Raw genomic sequence first — 17689 nt, forward strand, 5'->3', positions numbered from 1 at the left:
ACTCAACCAAGATGAAAGCTCTTAAATTTTTAGCGATTTTAATACTTCCTGTCACCGTTTACATTTCGTTTACCAGCACAGGTTGGCTAACCTTACTCCCTTTACTAGTTTTCTTTGGTTTGGTTCCGCTACTTGAATTACTTTTTAATCCAGACAAACAAAATCTAAACAACGAAGAAGAGGAGCAAGAAAAAGAAAACAAGCTTTACACCTATATTCTATACGCAACAGTACCTATTCAATTAGTTTTCCTAGGATGGTTTTTATGGATGATGAAAGATGCACAATTAATTACCTTAGAGTATATAGGAAGAATTTCTGCTATGGGATTAATGTGTGGTGTAATTGGTATTAATGTAGGGCATGAATTAGGACATCGTAATAATCGTTTTGATCAATTATTAGGCGAAATTTTACTATTAACCTCATTAGATACTCACTTTTTACCCTACCATAATGCAGGACATCATTTTAATGTAGCCACCCCAAAAGATGCTGCTACCGCCAAAAAAAATGAAGTAGTATACCTTTTCTGGATTCGTTCTCATTTTCAAAGCTATTATCAAGCTTGGGAAGCAGAAAATACGCGTTTAAAAAATTCTGGAAGAAGTTGGTTTGACCTACAAAACAGAATGCTTATCTATACACTTTGCAACATATTATTGTTAGTAGGTATTTTCTTTTTATTCGGGTTAAAAGCATTACTAGCTTTTATCGCCGCTGCTGTTTTTGGAATTTTATTACTTGAAACTGTAAATTATATAGAACATTACGGACTATTACGTAAACAAAACGAAAAAGGTCGTTACGAACGAGTAAAAAGAACACATTCATGGAATTCAGATCATAGAATTGGTATGTTAATGCTGTTTAATTTATCTCGTCACTCTGATCATCACTATAACGGAAGTAAGCATTATCAACTTTTAAAATCACTCCCTGAAAGTCCACAAATGCCAATAGGATATCCAGGTATGATGCTAGTAGCATTGGTTCCTCCATTATGGTTTTCAATAATGAATAAAAAATTACAAGACTTATAGCTTATGAATATTCCCGAACTGGTTCAGTTGCAAAAAAACTATTTTGCTACCCAACAAACCAAAGATATTTCCTTTAGAAAAAGTACTTTAAAAAGATTGCAAAAAGAGCTTATTGCAAGAGAAAAAGACATCATAAAAGCATTACATGATGACTTTAAAAAACCGGAATATGAAGCAGTAATGACCGAAACTTCTATTGTGTTAGCTGAATTAAAAATGGCCATAAAAAACATACATTCATGGAGCAAACCTCAACGTGTGTTACCGTCTTTACTAAATTTTCCTTCCTCTGCAAAAATTTATAAAGAACCTTACGGAACTGCACTTATCATTGCTCCTTGGAATTATCCATACCAACTAGCTTTTGCACCTTTACTTGGCGCAATTGCCGCAGGAAATACCGTGGTACTAAAACCTTCAGAATTAACACCCAACACTAGTAAAATTACCAAAGAAATTATTGAAGCTGTTTTTGACAAAAACCATGTTACTGTAATTGAAGGAGGTGTAGATGTTTCCACAGAATTACTAGCACAACGTTGGGATTATATTTTCTTTACAGGTAGTGTTCCTGTAGGTAAAATAGTAGCCAAAGCCGCTGCCAATCATTTAACTCCTGTTACCTTAGAGTTAGGAGGAAAAAGTCCGTGTATCATTGATGAAACCGCCAATGTTAAATTGGCCGCAAAACGTTTGGTTTGGGGTAAATTCATTAATGGTGGACAAACCTGTATTGCTCCTGATTATTTATTGATTCATACATCGGTTAAAGAACAATTTATACAACAGTTTAAAGAAGAAATTTTTAGAGCTTATGGAGAAAACCCACAAAACTCTCCTGATTTCCCACGCATAGTAAACACTCGTAATTTTGATCGTTTAGCTTTAATGCTAGAAAATGAAAATTGCGTGATTGGCGGACAAACCGATAGAGACGATCGTTACATTGCTCCTACCTTAATTGATGAACCTAGTTTGGATAGTGAAGTAATGAAAGGTGAAATATTCGGACCTATTTTTCCACTAATCTCCTACGAAAACGAATCGGATATTGAAAAAGTCACTTCAAAATACGACAAACCTTTGGCCTTATACGTTTTTACTAATCGAAATTCATTTGCTAAAAAAATGATTCAACGTTTTTCATTTGGAGGCGGAACCATAAATGACACTACGGTTCATTTTGCCAATCACAGATTGCCTTTTGGCGGTGTAGGAGAAAGCGGTATAGGCGGTTATCACGGAAAGAAAACTTTTGATACATTTTCTCATCATAAAGGAGTGGTTTCTCGCGGAACATGGTTAGACATTTCTACTCGATATGCTCCATACAAAGGAAAATTGCAACAATTAAAAACTTTAATGAAACTGGGATAGTTTTGTTAGACAAAAGACAATCAGACACAAGAATCAAGACACCATAATAAATGAGTGAAAAAACAGTATCAGAAGCAGTTAACTATCGTCGTTCAGTAAGAGTGTACGACCCTGAAAAACCAATAGACACTACTGTTGTAAAAAAATGTTTAGAGCAAGCTAGTTTAGCTCCTACCAGTAGCAACATGCAACTATGGGAGTTTTACCATATCACCTCAAAAGAAACAATCGATAAAATAGCTCCGTTGTGTTTTAATCAAAATGGTGCTAAAACTGCGCAACAACTGGTGATTTTTGTAGTTCGTAAGGATTTATGGCGCAAACGTGCTAAAGCCAACTTAGCTTTTATGGACAAAACTTTTGGAGCTAACAACCCAAAATCGGAACAAAGCGGTAGGGAAAAAGTAGCGCGTAACTACTACGGAAAATTAATCCCGTTTACCTATTTTGACATTTTTGGAATTTTTGGTTGGCTTAAATACTTAATGATTCTTATTATTGGTCTTTTCCGACCTATTTATCGTGAAGTCCGCAATAGTGATATGCGCATTGTAGCTCACAAAACTTGTGGATTGGCAGCACAAACATTCATGCTCTCAATGGCTGCTGAAGGTTACGACACCTGTCCTATGGAAGGTTCTGATACTTGGCGTGTAAAACGTTTGCTGGAGCTACCTTTTGGTGCTGAAATTAATATGATTGTTTCCTGCGGAATCCGTAAACCCGAAGGAGTGTATGGTGAACGTTTTAGAATTCCTTTTGAAGAGGTTTATAAAGAGATGTAATCTACCTCAGACAAACTATTATCTTATCATAGATATATTTTAAAAATATTTTTATATATTGTTTTTTCATTGTTAGAAAAAGTTATTAGAAAAAGATAAAAAATTGACTATAGCAAGCTAAGATATTTTCATACATAAAGGATAGAGATTGCTCTGCAAAAATTAGTTTGTTTATTTTTTTCACAACTTCTTTATAATTGGAAAAAATAGACTCGAACCTTGAGTGTCTTTAAACAGTTCAGGAATTAACAATTTTTAAATTTTTATTTATGAAAAAATCAATTTTAAACTTAGGAAAAGCTTTAAGTAAAGCACAACAAAAAAAGGTGAGAGGAGGAGAAGGAACAGTAATTACTGAAGCTCCATTACCTGGAGATGAGTGTATCGAAGGAATGTGTAGCAACATGGTTAATCCAGACCATGATTGGAGATTTGGTGGAAGTGGTACTACCTTCGTTGAAGGTGTATGTAGAGATGGTAGATGCTATTATGAATAGACTTCTAATAAGGGAGGGGAATTTACCACCTCCCTTTATTACCTTTTAGGCAACAACACTAATTTATTGTTACTTTTGTTGATAGCTGTCTCATTAAGATTCATTTTTACAAACTCACCATTGACATATTTTTGGGCTTGGTCTTTGTAATACGGGCTAAACACATTTCCCGATTGTCCTGTTGGTAAAATAGCAATGCTATTTTCTACATCAGAAAAATCAATTACTCTTCGTGTTGAAGGCCCTCCGTGAATTTTATACACACCTGTACTATCCAATTTAAAAATCTGGTTATTAATCACCTCATTTCCTCCAATAGTTTCAAACGGGCCAACATTAAAGAACTTACGTAACAAACCACCTGCTTTACCAATAGCGTGTTCGTATTCCACTGAAATTACGCGATTCCACGTCCAATTATCTACATTTTCTCCCAATTGGTTTTGTAAAAACGCAATAGCTTTTTGAAAAGCTGTGGTAATTATTTCATTTCTAGTTTCAACTTTATTTGTTGTTGAAATATCATCCCACCAAACTGAGTGTTGTCTTTTAGCTTGTTGTGCTAATACTTGATCTTGTAATTGCGTATCAATAAACAACTGAAAACTATCTCCTAACTCATCTTTGTAAGTAGCGGTTAAGAATTCATATAAAAAGCGATTGTAAATCGTCGGAGCTACGTTGGTTTTTAAATATTCTCCATCCCACTTTTCTAACACCGAATATGCTTTTTTAGCCGAAGGAGATAGTGACGACTTATCTACACTTGCTAACAATTCTCTCCCAATTTCTGGAACTACAGGTGAGGTTACATCGTAAATCATTTCAGCTACGTCTTGTTTGGTGAAATCATTTTTAGACTCTAACAACCGTACAATTCTTTTTGCTCTGTCTTCTGGTTGATAATAGCCCGGATATAACTTCCCTCTTACAGAATCGGGTTGGTTATTTGCTGAATACACATAATTCCAACTAGGATTTTCAGCCTGTGGATTTTCTTCAAAATCTAAATACTCTATAATTTCATCCTTACCAGAAGCTCCATTTAAGTACATTTTAGAAGACAAACTATCTCTTAATTGATACAGTTTAGCAGATGCAAACCAACCTACATTCCCTTTAGCATCTCCATACATTACATTTAATCCTGGTGCATGAATTTTTGCTGTTCCTGTTTTAAAATCTTCTAACGAATTTGCATGCGACATTTTGTGTGACGCTTCTAACAATTGATTAGGCAACTGCGTATAAATCCAGTTCATTGCAATTGGTCTTTCATCTGCTACATGCTCTATCAATCCGTTCATAATAGGACCATGTTTACTCACTTTTACTTGATAAGTAGTGTCTTTTCCTCCCTTAACCTTTATATGCTTATCCCACAACTCATATTTCTGGTATCCATGAGGTGTTTTATACTCCATTGAATTTTCTGGATTGTTTTCTTCTTCATAAAAATTCAAGTCATCGTTTGCTAACATCGTCAACCCATAAGCATAGTCTTTATTATGTCCTAATAATGGGAATGGCATCAATGCTAAATTAAATCCATAGATTTCAAAATCTGGAGTTTTTATATGATTTTGATACCAAACCGAAGGTTGCGAAAAATTAATATGTGGATCGTTTGCAAAAATCACCTTTCCGTTTTTAGTTTTAGGTGGTGCAATTACCCAAGAATTACTTCCTATAAAAGGCGCAACTGGTAGTTGATCCATAATTTCACTCACCGCTAAAGACAACCCTGCTTTAATTGTTTTTTTATTGGTTGTTTTATTCAATGTTAAATTTTCGTTGAACGAGTTTAGCAATTCATTTACATACGGTTCTCCTAATTTCTCTTTTACTTCTGTTAGTAGCGGATCTGTTTTATGCGCAATCGCAAAGCTAAATGCCATGTAACCAAAAACATTATATACATCTTTAACTGTATAGTTTTCTTTATCCAATCCTACTAAATAAAATTCTAATGGTGTTGCTCCTTCTTCTATAAACTGATTAACTCCGTTTAAATATGCTTGCGTTAATTGATACGCTTCTGAGTTTTTATCTAATTCCTGAATAGTTTTTTCCGAAGCTTCTTCAATTCCTAATCCAGAGAAAAATTTATCTACCCTTACCAAATCTTTTCCAAAAATTTCTGCTAATCTTCCAGCTGCAATTCTTCTAATGAGTTCCATTTGCCACAATCGGTCTTGAGCATGCACATATCCTAAAGCAGTATAAGCATCTAGTTGATTTTGTGCATTGATATGCGGCACTCCAGCTTCATCATAATACACCGTGACTTCACCTGAAATATCAGCTAACGCTAACTCTCCTTTATACGTTGGGTGTAAGGTTTTTGTGAACAACCAAACACCAATACTTAATAGTACTAAAAGTAATAGAACAATTTTTAAAGACTTTTTTAATAACTTCATTAGGGATGATTTTCTTCAAAGATAACAGAATTATTTATTGTTTCTTTTATGAGTAAATCGTGTAATTTTTACACAGTTTCAGTTATTTACTTACACACTTTTTACACATAAAATTATTATTGACATCACCCCACAAAAACAACAAAACCCTAACAAACAACATATTACAAGCTTTTAATATTTTAACTACTGTTGATGGCATATTTATTTCAATACAACAAGCAAACAATAAATAATTGTAACTTAAAAAACTTAATATCATGAAAAATTTAATTTTAGCAGCGGCAATTTTAGCAGGAGCTTCAACTTATGCAACAGAAAACAATACTACTTCTCCTATCATTCCAATTCACACAGTTGTAGAAAATGGTTTTAAAGAAGTTTCTTTAGATAAATTACCAGCAGCTATTGTAAAATCTGTAAAAGAGAGCTTTCCTAAAGGTAAATTAAGTAAGGCTTTTGTAAATGAAAAAGAGCAATACAAATTAGAAATCAGTTTAGAAAATGAAAGCAAAACACTTTTTGCTGACAAAGAAGGAAATTGGTTAGACGCTAAAGAAGTAAAATAATCCATACATATTTCCCTTGTTGTATTACACTATTAAATAATTATAACTTAAAAACTTAATGTCATGAAAAAATTAATCTTAGCAGTAGCAATCTTAGCAGGTGTTTCAACTTACGCAACAGTAAACAACACTATTTCCCCTATTACTCCTGTTCATACAATTGTAGCAGATGGATTCCAAGAAATCTCTTTAGATAAGCTACCAGCAACATTAGTAAACTCTATTAAGGAAAGCTTCCCTAAAGCTACCTTAAGTAAAGCTTTTGTTAATGAAAAAGAGCAGTACAAATTAGAAATTAGTGCAAATAACACAACCAAAACTATTTATACTGATAAAGAAGGTAACTTATTAGACGAAAAAGAAGTTAGCAATTCAAAAAAGTAATTTTTTTATTTCCCTCCTCAATTTTATTGACGAAAGAGCGTTTTCATGTAAAACGCTCTTTTTGTTTTTTACAAAGAGCCTATATTATACAAACAATTTAGAATAAACATTTTTTATGAAAAAGATTTTACTGGTAGAGGACGATGTTACTTTTTCTAATATGTTAAAGCATTTTTTAGAGCGACATCAGTATACAGTAGAGGTTAGCTATACTATTAAAAATGCTTCTGCTCTCTTAAAAAAGCATTCTTATAATTTAATTTTTACTGATTTACGCCTTCCTGATGGTAATGGTATTGATTTATTAAAACAGAGTAAAAATACCGACAGTAATATTCCTGTTGTTTTAATGACAAGTTATGCTGAAGTTTCAACAGCTGTACAAGCGATGAAACAAGGTGCTTTCGATTATATTTCTAAACCTTTTAACCCTGATGAAGTTTTAGAAGTGATTAGTAATGCTCTTGACGTTAAACCTGAAGAAGTTACCCAAACAAAAAAGAAAGACAATAAAGTTTCTAGCTCAAGTTCTAATATTGTTTCTGGTATAAGTTCAGCTTCTAAAAGCCTATACGAGCATATTCATTTAGTAGCTCCAACTGACATGTCTGTTCTCATTACAGGTGAAAGTGGTACAGGTAAGGAAGTTGTTGCCAGCACAATTCATACCCAAAGTTTACGCAAAGACAAACCATTTATTGCAGTAGACTGTGGAGCCATACCTAAAGAAATTGCTTCAAGTGAATTTTTCGGACATCAAAAAGGATCTTTTACTGGAGCTATAAATGATAAAATCGGACATTTTGAAGCTGCAAATGGAGGTACTCTTTTTTTAGATGAAGTTGGGAACTTAAACTATGAAAGTCAGGTACAATTGTTACGCGCTTTACAAGAAAGAAAGATTAAGCCTGTTGGAAGTAGTAAAGAAATTATAGTAGATATTCGTTTGATTACAGCAACCAATGAAGATTTATTATTAGCTGTTGAAAAAGGTAATTTTAGAGAAGATTTATACCATCGCTTAAATGAATTTTCTATCAAGGTTCCTAGTTTAAAAGACAGAAAAGATGATTTAATTCTTTACGCAGACTTTTTTTTAGAAAAAGCTAACAAGCAACTCAATAAGTCAATTGCTGGGTTTTCTCAAGAGGTAGTAGCTCTATTCCAACAATATAATTGGCCTGGAAACTTACGAGAACTATCCAATGTTATAAAAAGGGCTACACTTTTATCTCAAACTGAAATTATAGAAAAAGATGTTTTACCCGAAGAGTTAAAGAATACTGAGAATCAATACAGCTTACCTAATGAATTTTCTACCAAGGAAAATGAAAAAAAACTTATTATTAGAGCTTTACATGAGGCTAAAAATAACAAAACTAAAGCTGCAAAACTTTTAAATATTACCAGAAAAACCCTGTATAATAAATTAAAAGAACACAAGATTAGTTAAGATAAGCTTTTAGTTCAATTAAAAAGGTCTTTACCTCTTTTTCAAAATTCCTCCATGAGACTTTATCTATCTCGTTACTAACCTCAAACTCTTCTAAAAAAACGATTAGTTTAGTCGCTTTTAATTGTTTTGACATTCCCAACATTTTATGGCTGATATTATTGAACTCTTCTAAGTTATTCTTGTTTACAAACTCCTTTAATAACAATAAGTTCTCTTCTATATCTTTTAAAAAAGATTGTAATGTTTTATTTACCTCTACCTCATCGTTATTTAAAAATGTTTTCAAGGAAGTTACATCAAAACTATTCGTTTTTTTATTATCACACTGATTATCGACCACATTTTTACCTTGGATTTTAAAATCAAAGAAACGTTGTAAAATTTCTTTTAACCTTTTAGAGTGAAAAGGTTTAATTAATGCATCTGAAAAACCATTTTTAATATATTCACTTTCCGATAAATTTGCCCTTCCAGTCATTGCTACGATGGGCTGACCTTTATAAGAATTATGCTTCTTTAAAGTCTCCATAAAATGGATACCATTCATTTTAGGAAGCTGAATATCAGTTAATACCAAATCGTAAGTAATATTATCTATTTCATTTAGTGCTTCTTGAGCATTACCAAAAGAGGTCACCATTACCCCTAACCCCTCTAAAACATTCTTTAAAAGTGATCTCAAAGAAGCATCATCTTCTACTATTACAGCATGAATACTAAGTGTTTCCTGTTGAGGTTCCACTTCTTTCTCTTTTGGTTTTCCTTCGGCAAAAGTAACAGGTACAAATAATGAAAATCTACTTCCTTTCCCTAAACTACTTTGTAGAGTTAAAGAGCCTCCCAAAAGTTCCGCTAGTCTTTTAGAAATAGTTAAACCTAATCCAAATCCGTTTTGTCCATTCTCTTTTTCGTGTACTTGTGTAAATTCTTTAAACACTTTTTCTTGTTTGTCTTTACCTATTCCTACTCCAGTATCAATTACCGCTATCTCTACATAACTTTTTTCTTTTACACTTCTTAACTTACTCTGTATTGTTATTGAACCTTCTTTTGTAAACTTACAGGCATTGGTTACTAAATTATATAGTATTTGTTTTATTCTAAAAGGGTCACTAACAATTAGTGAGTTTATTTTTTCATCATGCTTTACTTCTACTGAAATTGGTTTGTTCTGAACAAGGTTTTTAGCACTATTTGCGACCTCTTCTATGTTTCTCTTTAAATCAAAAGGAATAGCCTCAATAGTTATTTTACCATTCTCTAATTTAGAGAACTCTAAAAGATCTCCAACAAGTTGCCCCATGTAAACCGATGCATTTTGTATATGCACTACATAGTTTTTCTCCTTAGTATTAGCTATTGATTTTTGCAACAACTCACTAAACCCTGTAATTGTACTTAAAGGAGTTCTTAAATCATGACTTACCATAGATATTAACTGCTCTCTACTTTTTAAAAGTGACGAGGTTATTGCATTTGCACTTTCCAATTCTTGCCTGTAATGCTGACTTCTCCAAAAGTCATTTAAAATTATTATTGAAAAAAGCACAATGATCACAAAACCGACTCCCGTGGCTAAAAGAATTATATTCTTGCTACGCCCCAAAGTTTCTTCATGCTTTTTATGAGCTTGGTTTGCATTAAAAATAACATCCCTTTCTAGCACACTTAAAACCTCTCGTAACTTTCTTGATATTGTGATATCATTTTCTATTAACTCCCTTTCTTTTATTCGTAAAAACCTTCGTTTAATAGTTGTTTCTCTTTGAGCTTTTTGAAGTATTTCTTTAGAAGCAGAAACTAGAGAGTCTATTTGTTTTTGTTCTTCAGCGTTAACCGGCTTTTCCTCATCTTCTCTATCAAATAACTTAAGATACCTTTCTAAACTCAATCCTGTTTTTTTATTAAAAACCTCGGCATCATCAACAAGATCTTTTACTGATCCTTTTCCAAGTAATGAATCTATAGACCCTAGCTTATCTATGGCTTCGTTAATAGATTTCTCGGAAGCATTTCTTTGGTTTAACCTTCTTAAACTGGTTATGTTTTTCCGCTTTTTATTTAAAACTAACTTAACACTATCTAAAATCGATTTTTTTGACACATCTTTTGCAAGAAAATTAAGTGAATCAATCTTTTTTAATAACGATTTATTTTCCGTTACGTACTCATTATATCGCTTATAAGAATTCAACTGAATAGCTGCCCTCCCTAAATTTTCATTTTCATATATATCAGCAATTAAGCCTCCTGTTTGTATAATATTGTTTCTATCTGAAACACCTTGCTTTTGTATTTCTATATATGTTTTTATTTCAGAAAACAACAAGATTCCTGAAATAACAGCTAAAACCGCCAAAGTGGCATAACCTATTAAAACTTTAAAAGCTATTTTACGTTTAGATGTTTTCATTCAGTGATACTTAACCTTAGTTTCTGCTCTCTACAAAACGCCAATAATCAACCTTTGTTGCTCTATATTTTATTTATTAAACATATTGTATAATCTTATACAAGACATACTGTTATTGCTCTTATTATTTTCTGTAAAGACCTCGTAACAATCAAAGATAGTTTGTATTTTTGATGATTATAAAATCATGTCAAAATGAGAAAAATTCAAATGGTTGACTTACAAAGTCAATATCAAAAAATAAAAGATACAGTAGATACTTCTATTCAAGAAGTTTTAAATTCTTCAGCATATATTAACGGACCATATGTTCATGGATTCCAAGCAGATTTAGAGAATTATTTAGGTGTTAAACATGTAATTCCATGTGCTAATGGTACTGATGCTCTTCAAATAGCCATGATGGGCTTAGGGTTAGAACCAGGAGACGAAGTGATTACTGCCGATTTCACATTTGCTGCAACTGTTGAGGTGATTGGTTTATTAAAATTAACTCCCGTTTTAGTTGATGTTGAACCAGATACTTTTAATATTGACATTGAAGCTCTAAAAAAGGCAATTACTCCTAAAACAAAAGCTATTGTTCCTGTTCATTTATTCGGACAATGTGCTAATATGGAAGCTATTTTAGAAGTTGCAAATGCTCATAACTTATTAGTAATTGAAGATAATGCTCAAGCCATTGGAGCTGACTATACCTTTGCGGACGGAACTAAGAAAAAAGCAGGAACTATTGGAAATGTAGGAACAACATCTTTCTTCCCTTCTAAAAACTTAGGTTGCTATGGTGATGGTGGGGCTATTTTTACTAATGATGACGAGTTAGCTCATACGCTTCGCGGAATGGTTAATCACGGAATGTACAAACGTTACTACCACGATGTTGTTGGAGTGAATTCTCGTTTAGATTCTATTCAGGCTGCTGTATTAAAAGCTAAATTACCTTTATTGGATAGTTATTGCGATGCTCGTAGAAAAGCTGCGGAATATTATTCAAACGCGTTTGCTAATAACCCAAATATCATTACACCAACTATAAGTGATTTTACAACACATGTTTTCCATCAATATACATTGAGAATTACCAATGGAAAGCGCGATGAGTTACATCAATATTTATTAGATAACGGAATTCCAAATGCTATTTATTATCCTGTTCCATTACATGCACAAAAAGCATATCAAGATGATAGATATAATGAAGATGACTTCACTGTAACCAATCAATTGATAGATGAAGTTATTTCATTACCGATGCATACAGAATTAGATGAAGAACAATTAGCGTTTATCACAAAAACTGTGAATGACTTTATTCAATAATTTGGACTGAAATCTTATGGATCAAAAAATTAAAACCTTAAAAGTTATTCACCTTGCTTTAGTTGCTGGAGTTGCTCTTGCTTTTACAATTCTGGGTAATTTTAAAACTATATTTGATATGGTGATTGATAACTCATCGTTATTATATGCTTTTATTCCAGCGATAGCTTATGTTGCTAGTAACTTCATGTTTAAAAACATGTTGAGAAAAATTCAAAAAGATGCTAGTAATGAAGAAAAGCTTGCGATTTATCAGTCTGCTTCTATAGCTAGATGGGCTATTATTGAAGGGGCTTGCTTTTTGATTTTAATTTTAAAACCTGATTTTCTACTGTTAGGAGTAATCTTATTAATTTATTTAATTCTCTTAGCTCCAAAAAAAGTACAAATACTCCAAACCTTAGACATCAGAAACTAATATTTCTTATAAAAAAAGACAAAAATCACTCATTTTTGGTTATTTTTAATCAATTTTGAGTGATTTTTTATTCATTTTAACAGAAAACAGTTTTTTTTACACTTTTAATTTGTGAATTGTTTCCACCTCCTATTATCATATTCTTAAAATAGTACACTTCAAATTTAAGAACACATATTTATTGACTGATTTTTAATGTTTTAACGTTTATTAATTGACATCACGCTTTAAGCTTTTTAGCTTTGTACCCTAATTTAATGATAATAGAATAATGAAATTGATTAAAATTAAAAGAGAAACACGTTTAGAAAAACGATTTTCAAGAAAAATGGGTAAACTTCATACTAATGTTACCTACATTAAAAAAATGTTTTTAAATATTGTACCAATAGAAACGGTACACAAATACAGAGAAACCTACTATGGTGAAGTTAAAGACTGTGAAGATTGTGTTTTAGCTAGATAACAACTTTCTTTTTCACAAAACAAAAATCCCGTTCCAAAAGAACGGGATTTTTCTATATTATATTTTGTATTTACTATTTATGCTAAAGAAGCACCACTAGCAGCTACACTTCTATCAATCTTACGCATTAATCCTTGTAATACTTTACCTGGACCAACTTCAACAAAATCAGTACCTCCATCAGCAATCATTGCCTGTACACATTGAGTCCATCTTACTGGAGCTGTTAATTGCGCTATTAAATTTTCTTTAATTTCTGCAGGATTCGTTACTGCTTTCGCTACCACGTTTTGGTATACAGGACAAATAGGCTCATTAAATGTAGTTTCTTCAATAGCTGCCGCTAACTCCTCACGAGCTGGCTCCATCATTGGTGAATGAAATGCTCCTCCTACAGGTAAAAGTAATGCTCTTTTAGCGCCTTTTTCTTTTAATACTTCACAAGCTTTTTCAACAGCTTCAATTTCTCCAGAAATTACTAGTTGTCCCGGACAGTTATAGTTTGCTGCTACCACTACTCCATCAATCGACGCACAAACTTCTTCAACTACTGCATCTTCCAACCCTAATACAGCTGCCATAGTAGATGGCTGAATTTCACATGCTTTTTGCATTGCTAAAGCTCGTTTAGAAACTAATTTTAATCCATCTTCAAAAGACAATACATTATTAGCTACTAACGCTGATAATTCTCCTAAAGAATGACCTGCAACCATTTCTGGTTTAAAATCGTCTCCTAAAACCTTAGCTAAAATTACTGAGTGTAAAAAGATAGCTGGTTGCGTTACTTTAGTTTCTTTTAATTCTTCAGCAGTACCTTCAAACATTACGTCGGTAATACTAAATCCTAATATATTATTTGCTTTTTCAAAAAGTTCTTGAGCTAATGGAGAATTTTCATATAAATCTAATCCCATTCCTGTAAATTGTGCTCCTTGACCTGGAAAAATATACGCTTTCATTTGTTTGTTTTGTTGTTTATTTAACCCTGCAAACATACAACTTTTAAAATTACTATCTTCGTTTTATGACTGTACAACAAAAATCTCAAGCACTACTTATTTACCTAGTTTTAGCTTCGTTATTTATAGCCTCTCTTGTAACTTCAAACCTTATTTTTCAGAAGTTTTTTTATTGGGAACCTTTTAATTTATTCCGTTTTGAAGTATCTGTTGGAATACTTCCTTACCCTATTACTTTTTTAATTACAGATATTCTTTCTGAAATTTACGGTAAGAAAAAAGCGAATAGAGTTGTTGTAGCAGGTATTTTTGCTTCCTTTTTTTCTATGTTAATTATTTTAGTGGCTGATTACGCTCCTGCTATTGACAATTCTCCAATTGGTAATGAAACCTTTACCAAAGTTTTTGGGCTTTCTCCCTTAGCAGTATTAGCATCTATGCTAGCTTACTTAGCTGCTCAGTTTATAGATATTCGAATTTTTCATTTTTGGAAAAGACTAACTAAAGGAAAACATTTATGGCTTCGTAATAATTTTTCTACCTTTTTGTCACAATTTATAGATACTTTTACCGTATTATTTTTATTGAGTTCTTTTAAAATACTTCCTTGGAGTATTTTTGGTAGCCTTTTACTTAGCGGTTTTTTATTCAAAGTCATTATAGCAGCACTCGACACTCCTGTTTTGTATGTTGTTGTATATTGGTTTAGAAAAAAGTTTGGCTTGAAAATGGGAGAAGAGATCACAGAATTTTAACCTAACATCTACTATGTTAAACAAGTTTTTTTACAGAATTTTTAAAGAGCACTTTTCACTTTCGGAAACGCTTGCCATTTATCTAAATTTATTTGCAAACCTAATTGTGTTTGGAATTCTAGGCTATATCTTATTCAAGGTTTTCAGGTATTTTGGTAAAAGAACAGTGAATAAAATGGCTGCAAAAACATCAACTAGTTTTGATGACATGCTTATTAAAAACAAAACGTTTTTAAACCTTTCTAGAATTGTTATTCTTACTATTGTTTTTAATTTTTTAGAAGATCTTTTAGTTGATTTCCCTCACTTGTTTAATTACGCTGAACGTATTGCTACTATTGCCATTATTTTTACTATTGTTTGGTTTATACGCAGTATTTTACTGAGTGTTAAAGATTTTCTTCGCACCACAAATGCTTTCAAAGACAAACCTTTAGAAAGCTATGTGCAAATCTTTATGGTAATATTGTGGTTGATTGCTGCTATTTTATCTTTTTCAGTATTAACAGGGAAACCTTTAATTCGATTTTTAACTGCTTTAGGAGCTTTTTCAGCTGTATTATTATTAATCTTTAAAGATACCATTCTTGGTTTTGTATCAAGTATTCAGGTGGCAGTAAACGATACTGTTAGAATTGGAGATTGGATTACTATGGAAAAATATGGTGCTGATGGTGATGTGGTTGAAATTAATCTTACTTCGGTAATTATTAGAAATTTTGATAATACAATATCTAGTATTCCTACTTATTACTTAACATCTGATTCTTTTAAGAACTGGAGAACAATGAATACTTCAGGTGGTAGACGTATAAAGCGCTCAATTTTAATTAAAATAAATAGCATTCACTTTCTTTCCGATGAAGATATTGAACGTTTTAAAAAGATTGAATTAATTTCTGATTATATAGAAGAAAGTAGTAAAGAGGTTAAAAGATATAACGAAGAAAATAATATTGATAAGTCAGTTATACTAAACGGTAGAAACCTTACTAATTTTGGATCTTTCAGAATTTATTTAGATAAATACATTGAAAATCATCCAAAAATAAATCAGGATATGTTGTTAATGTCTCGTCAGTTAGAGCCTACTCCTAATGGGATTCCTCTAGAAATTTATGCCTTTAGTAGAGAAAAAAATTGGGTAGATTATGAACGAGTTATGGCTAATATTTTTGATCATATTTTAGCTTCTGTAAAATATTTTGATTTGGAAGTTTTTCAAAACCCATCAAGTATTGATATCAACAACTTGAAAGAAACACAAAAGAGTGAATAATAGTACCAGTACATCTTTGTGGCAAATAGCCATCCAAAAATTTAAACGTAGTAAAACAGGTATGTTTAGTTTTGGGTATATTATTTTATGCGGATTTATTGCTGTTTTTTGCTATGTTTTAGCTCCAGACAATAGCAACTCTGCTAATCAAATGCATTTAGAAATTCATTCTAAACCTCCTGGTTTTTCTATTCAACTATTAAGCATTCCTTCAGAAGCAAAAAACCAACAATCGTGGTTTTCTGTTTTTATGGAGGGAAAACAAAATTCATCAACACAAATACCTATAAAGTCTTTTTCTGTTGAAAACAATCAGTTAGAAATTATTAAGTACTCTGATGGTTTACCAAAAGAGTTTCCTGCTTCCTACGAAAAATACATTCAGCAAAAAACATTTTATTTAGGAACTGATAAATATGGTCGTGACTTATTAAGTAGGTTGTTGATTGGTGCTAGAATTTCATTTTTTATTGGATTTATAGCTGTGTTTATTTCTCTTTTAATAGGAATTCCTATTGGAGCCATTGCAGGTTATTTTGGTGGGAAGATAGATGATTTTATTATGTGGGTTATCAATATCACTTGGTCTATTCCAACTCTTTTACTTGTTATTGCCATCACTTTGGCTTTAGGTAAAGGTTTTTGGCAAGTTTTTATTGCGGTGGGATTAACTATGTGGGTAGAAGTTGCACGTGTAGTTAGAGGTCAAGTCATCACTACCAAACAACAACAGTATGTTGAAGCTGCTAAAGCTCTTGGTTTTTCTGACTTTAGAATTATTTTCAAGCATATTTTACCGAATATTTTAGCTCCTATAATTGTAATTTCTGCTGCTAATTTTGCAGCTGCAATTTTAATTGAAAGTGGGCTAAGTTTTTTAGGTATTGGAGCCCAACCTCCTACTCCTTCTTGGGGTGCTATGATTAAAAATCACTACAACTACATTATTCTTGGAAAACCTTATTTAGCACTTATTCCTGGAATAGCTATTATGAGTTTGGTAATGGCATTTATGTTAATTGGAAATACACTTCGTGATGCTTTGGATGTGAAAGCTTAAAATTTGTAAATTCGCTTTCTTAAATTTTTTTGATATGAGTTTTAGTGTTGAGTTTAAAACACGATGGGCAGATTTTGATGCCAACATACACATGCGTCATACCGCATACAATGATTATGCTGCTGAATTACGTTTACGTTTTTTTAAAGAGCATAATATTACAATTCAAGATTTCACTAAAGAAAACGTTGGTCCTATTTTATTTGAAGAAAACACCAAGTTTTTACGTGAAATACATATGGGTGAAGATATTACTGTAAACCTAAAGGTTATCGGTTTATCTAGCAAAGGTGAACGTTGGAAAATTCAACATGAAGTTTTTAATCAAGCAGGTAAACTTTCTGCAATTATCACTGTTTATGGTGCTTGGTTAGATTTAGTTAAGCGTAAATTAACGGTACCTCCTATTAAGTTTCAAGAAATTTTTAATGAAGCTGAAAAAACAGATGAATTCAAAGAAATTCTTTTAAAAGCTTAAA

The 17689-nt window shown here is 32.1% G+C and carries 17 protein-coding genes; 14 read left to right on the forward strand and 3 right to left on the reverse strand.

Annotation, left to right across the window (positions count from 1 at the left end; genetic code table 11):
* Positions 1-11 precede the first annotated feature (11 nt).
* The 4 genes from ACKTTR_RS13470 to ACKTTR_RS13485 all read left to right on the forward strand — a co-directional run bounded on the left by ACKTTR_RS13470 (position 12) and on the right by ACKTTR_RS13485 (position 3702).
* The gene (locus tag ACKTTR_RS13470; RefSeq protein ID WP_408028333.1) at positions 12-1043 is read left to right on the forward strand and encodes an alkane 1-monooxygenase; all 1032 of its coding nucleotides are present in this window, start codon (positions 12-14) and stop codon (positions 1041-1043) included.
* Between the two features lie 3 nt (positions 1044-1046).
* A complete protein-coding gene (locus ACKTTR_RS13475; RefSeq protein WP_408028334.1) occupies positions 1047-2420 on the forward strand; it encodes an aldehyde dehydrogenase in 1374 nt (457 codons plus the stop codon).
* Between the two features lie 50 nt (positions 2421-2470).
* Complete coding sequence (locus ACKTTR_RS13480; protein ID WP_408028335.1) at positions 2471-3205, forward strand: nitroreductase family protein; 735 nt, start codon at positions 2471-2473, stop codon at positions 3203-3205.
* 269 nt (positions 3206-3474) lie between these two features.
* Positions 3475-3702 carry a hypothetical protein gene (locus ACKTTR_RS13485; RefSeq protein ID WP_408028336.1) on the forward strand — a complete coding sequence of 76 codons (228 nt, stop codon included), beginning with the start codon at positions 3475-3477 and terminating at the stop codon, positions 3700-3702.
* A gap of 38 nt (positions 3703-3740) precedes the next feature.
* Here ACKTTR_RS13485 and ACKTTR_RS13490 read toward each other — a convergent pair whose 3' ends face one another.
* Positions 3741-6125 (reverse strand): penicillin acylase family protein, encoded by a 2385-nt coding sequence (locus ACKTTR_RS13490; RefSeq protein WP_408028337.1) that lies wholly within the window; start codon positions 6123-6125, stop codon positions 3741-3743.
* Positions 6126-6385: 260 nt separating this feature from the next.
* On the opposite strand from ACKTTR_RS13490, the gene ACKTTR_RS13495 reads away from it, so the two are divergent.
* The 3 genes from ACKTTR_RS13495 (at position 6386) to ACKTTR_RS13505 (ending at position 8531) form a co-directional block, all read left to right on the forward strand.
* Positions 6386-6694 carry a hypothetical protein gene (locus ACKTTR_RS13495; protein ID WP_408028338.1) on the forward strand — a complete coding sequence of 103 codons (309 nt, stop codon included), beginning with the start codon at positions 6386-6388 and terminating at the stop codon, positions 6692-6694.
* A 63-nt stretch (positions 6695-6757) separates the two neighbouring features.
* Positions 6758-7078 carry a hypothetical protein gene (locus ACKTTR_RS13500; protein ID WP_408028339.1) on the forward strand — a complete coding sequence of 107 codons (321 nt, stop codon included), beginning with the start codon at positions 6758-6760 and terminating at the stop codon, positions 7076-7078.
* Between the two features lie 115 nt (positions 7079-7193).
* Entirely contained in the window at positions 7194-8531 is a 1338-nt protein-coding gene (locus ACKTTR_RS13505; protein WP_408028340.1) for a sigma-54-dependent transcriptional regulator, read from the forward strand.
* Here the strand turns inward: ACKTTR_RS13505 and ACKTTR_RS13510 are convergent.
* Positions 8524-10947 (reverse strand): ATP-binding response regulator, encoded by a 2424-nt coding sequence (locus tag ACKTTR_RS13510; RefSeq protein WP_408028341.1) that lies wholly within the window; start codon positions 10945-10947, stop codon positions 8524-8526. The two genes, ACKTTR_RS13505 and ACKTTR_RS13510, sit on opposite strands and share 8 nt — an antisense overlap.
* Before the next feature lie 195 nt (positions 10948-11142).
* Between ACKTTR_RS13510 and ACKTTR_RS13515 the strand changes: the two genes are divergently transcribed.
* From ACKTTR_RS13515 to ACKTTR_RS13525, 3 genes are all read left to right on the forward strand, one after another.
* Positions 11143-12270, forward strand: coding sequence for a DegT/DnrJ/EryC1/StrS family aminotransferase (locus ACKTTR_RS13515; protein ID WP_408028342.1), 1128 nt, complete (start codon positions 11143-11145; stop codon positions 12268-12270).
* Positions 12271-12286: 16 nt separating this feature from the next.
* On the forward strand, positions 12287-12688 hold the full coding sequence (locus ACKTTR_RS13520; protein WP_408028343.1) for an MFS transporter: 402 nt from the start codon (positions 12287-12289) through the stop codon (positions 12686-12688).
* A gap of 271 nt (positions 12689-12959) precedes the next feature.
* Entirely contained in the window at positions 12960-13154 is a 195-nt protein-coding gene (locus tag ACKTTR_RS13525; protein ID WP_408028344.1) for a hypothetical protein, read from the forward strand.
* Positions 13155-13231: 77 nt separating this feature from the next.
* On the opposite strand, the gene fabD is transcribed toward ACKTTR_RS13525, so the two are convergent.
* A complete protein-coding gene (gene fabD, locus ACKTTR_RS13530) occupies positions 13232-14116 on the reverse strand; it encodes an ACP S-malonyltransferase (protein ID WP_408028345.1) in 885 nt (294 codons plus the stop codon).
* A gap of 65 nt (positions 14117-14181) precedes the next feature.
* On the opposite strand from fabD, the gene ACKTTR_RS13535 reads away from it, so the two are divergent.
* Genes ACKTTR_RS13535 through ACKTTR_RS13550 form a run of 4 tightly spaced genes read left to right on the forward strand, consistent with a single transcriptional unit; the run spans position 14182 to position 17688 of the window.
* Positions 14182-14871, forward strand: coding sequence for a queuosine precursor transporter (locus tag ACKTTR_RS13535; RefSeq protein WP_408028346.1), 690 nt, complete (start codon positions 14182-14184; stop codon positions 14869-14871).
* Positions 14872-14884: 13 nt separating this feature from the next.
* Positions 14885-16150, forward strand: a complete 1266-nt coding sequence (locus tag ACKTTR_RS13540; RefSeq protein WP_408028347.1) for a mechanosensitive ion channel family protein — start codon at positions 14885-14887, stop codon at positions 16148-16150.
* Positions 16143-17210 (forward strand): ABC transporter permease, encoded by a 1068-nt coding sequence (locus tag ACKTTR_RS13545; RefSeq protein WP_408028348.1) that lies wholly within the window; start codon positions 16143-16145, stop codon positions 17208-17210. Before ACKTTR_RS13540 ends, ACKTTR_RS13545 begins: the two co-directional genes overlap by 8 nt.
* 34 nt (positions 17211-17244) lie before the next feature.
* On the forward strand, positions 17245-17688 hold the full coding sequence (locus tag ACKTTR_RS13550) for an acyl-CoA thioesterase (protein ID WP_133537781.1): 444 nt from the start codon (positions 17245-17247) through the stop codon (positions 17686-17688).
* The last annotated feature ends 1 nt before the right edge of the window (position 17689 follow it).

Source organism: Tenacibaculum litoreum, assembly GCF_964513915.1.
Classification (GTDB): Bacteria; Bacteroidota; Bacteroidia; order Flavobacteriales; family Flavobacteriaceae; genus Polaribacter; species Polaribacter litoreum.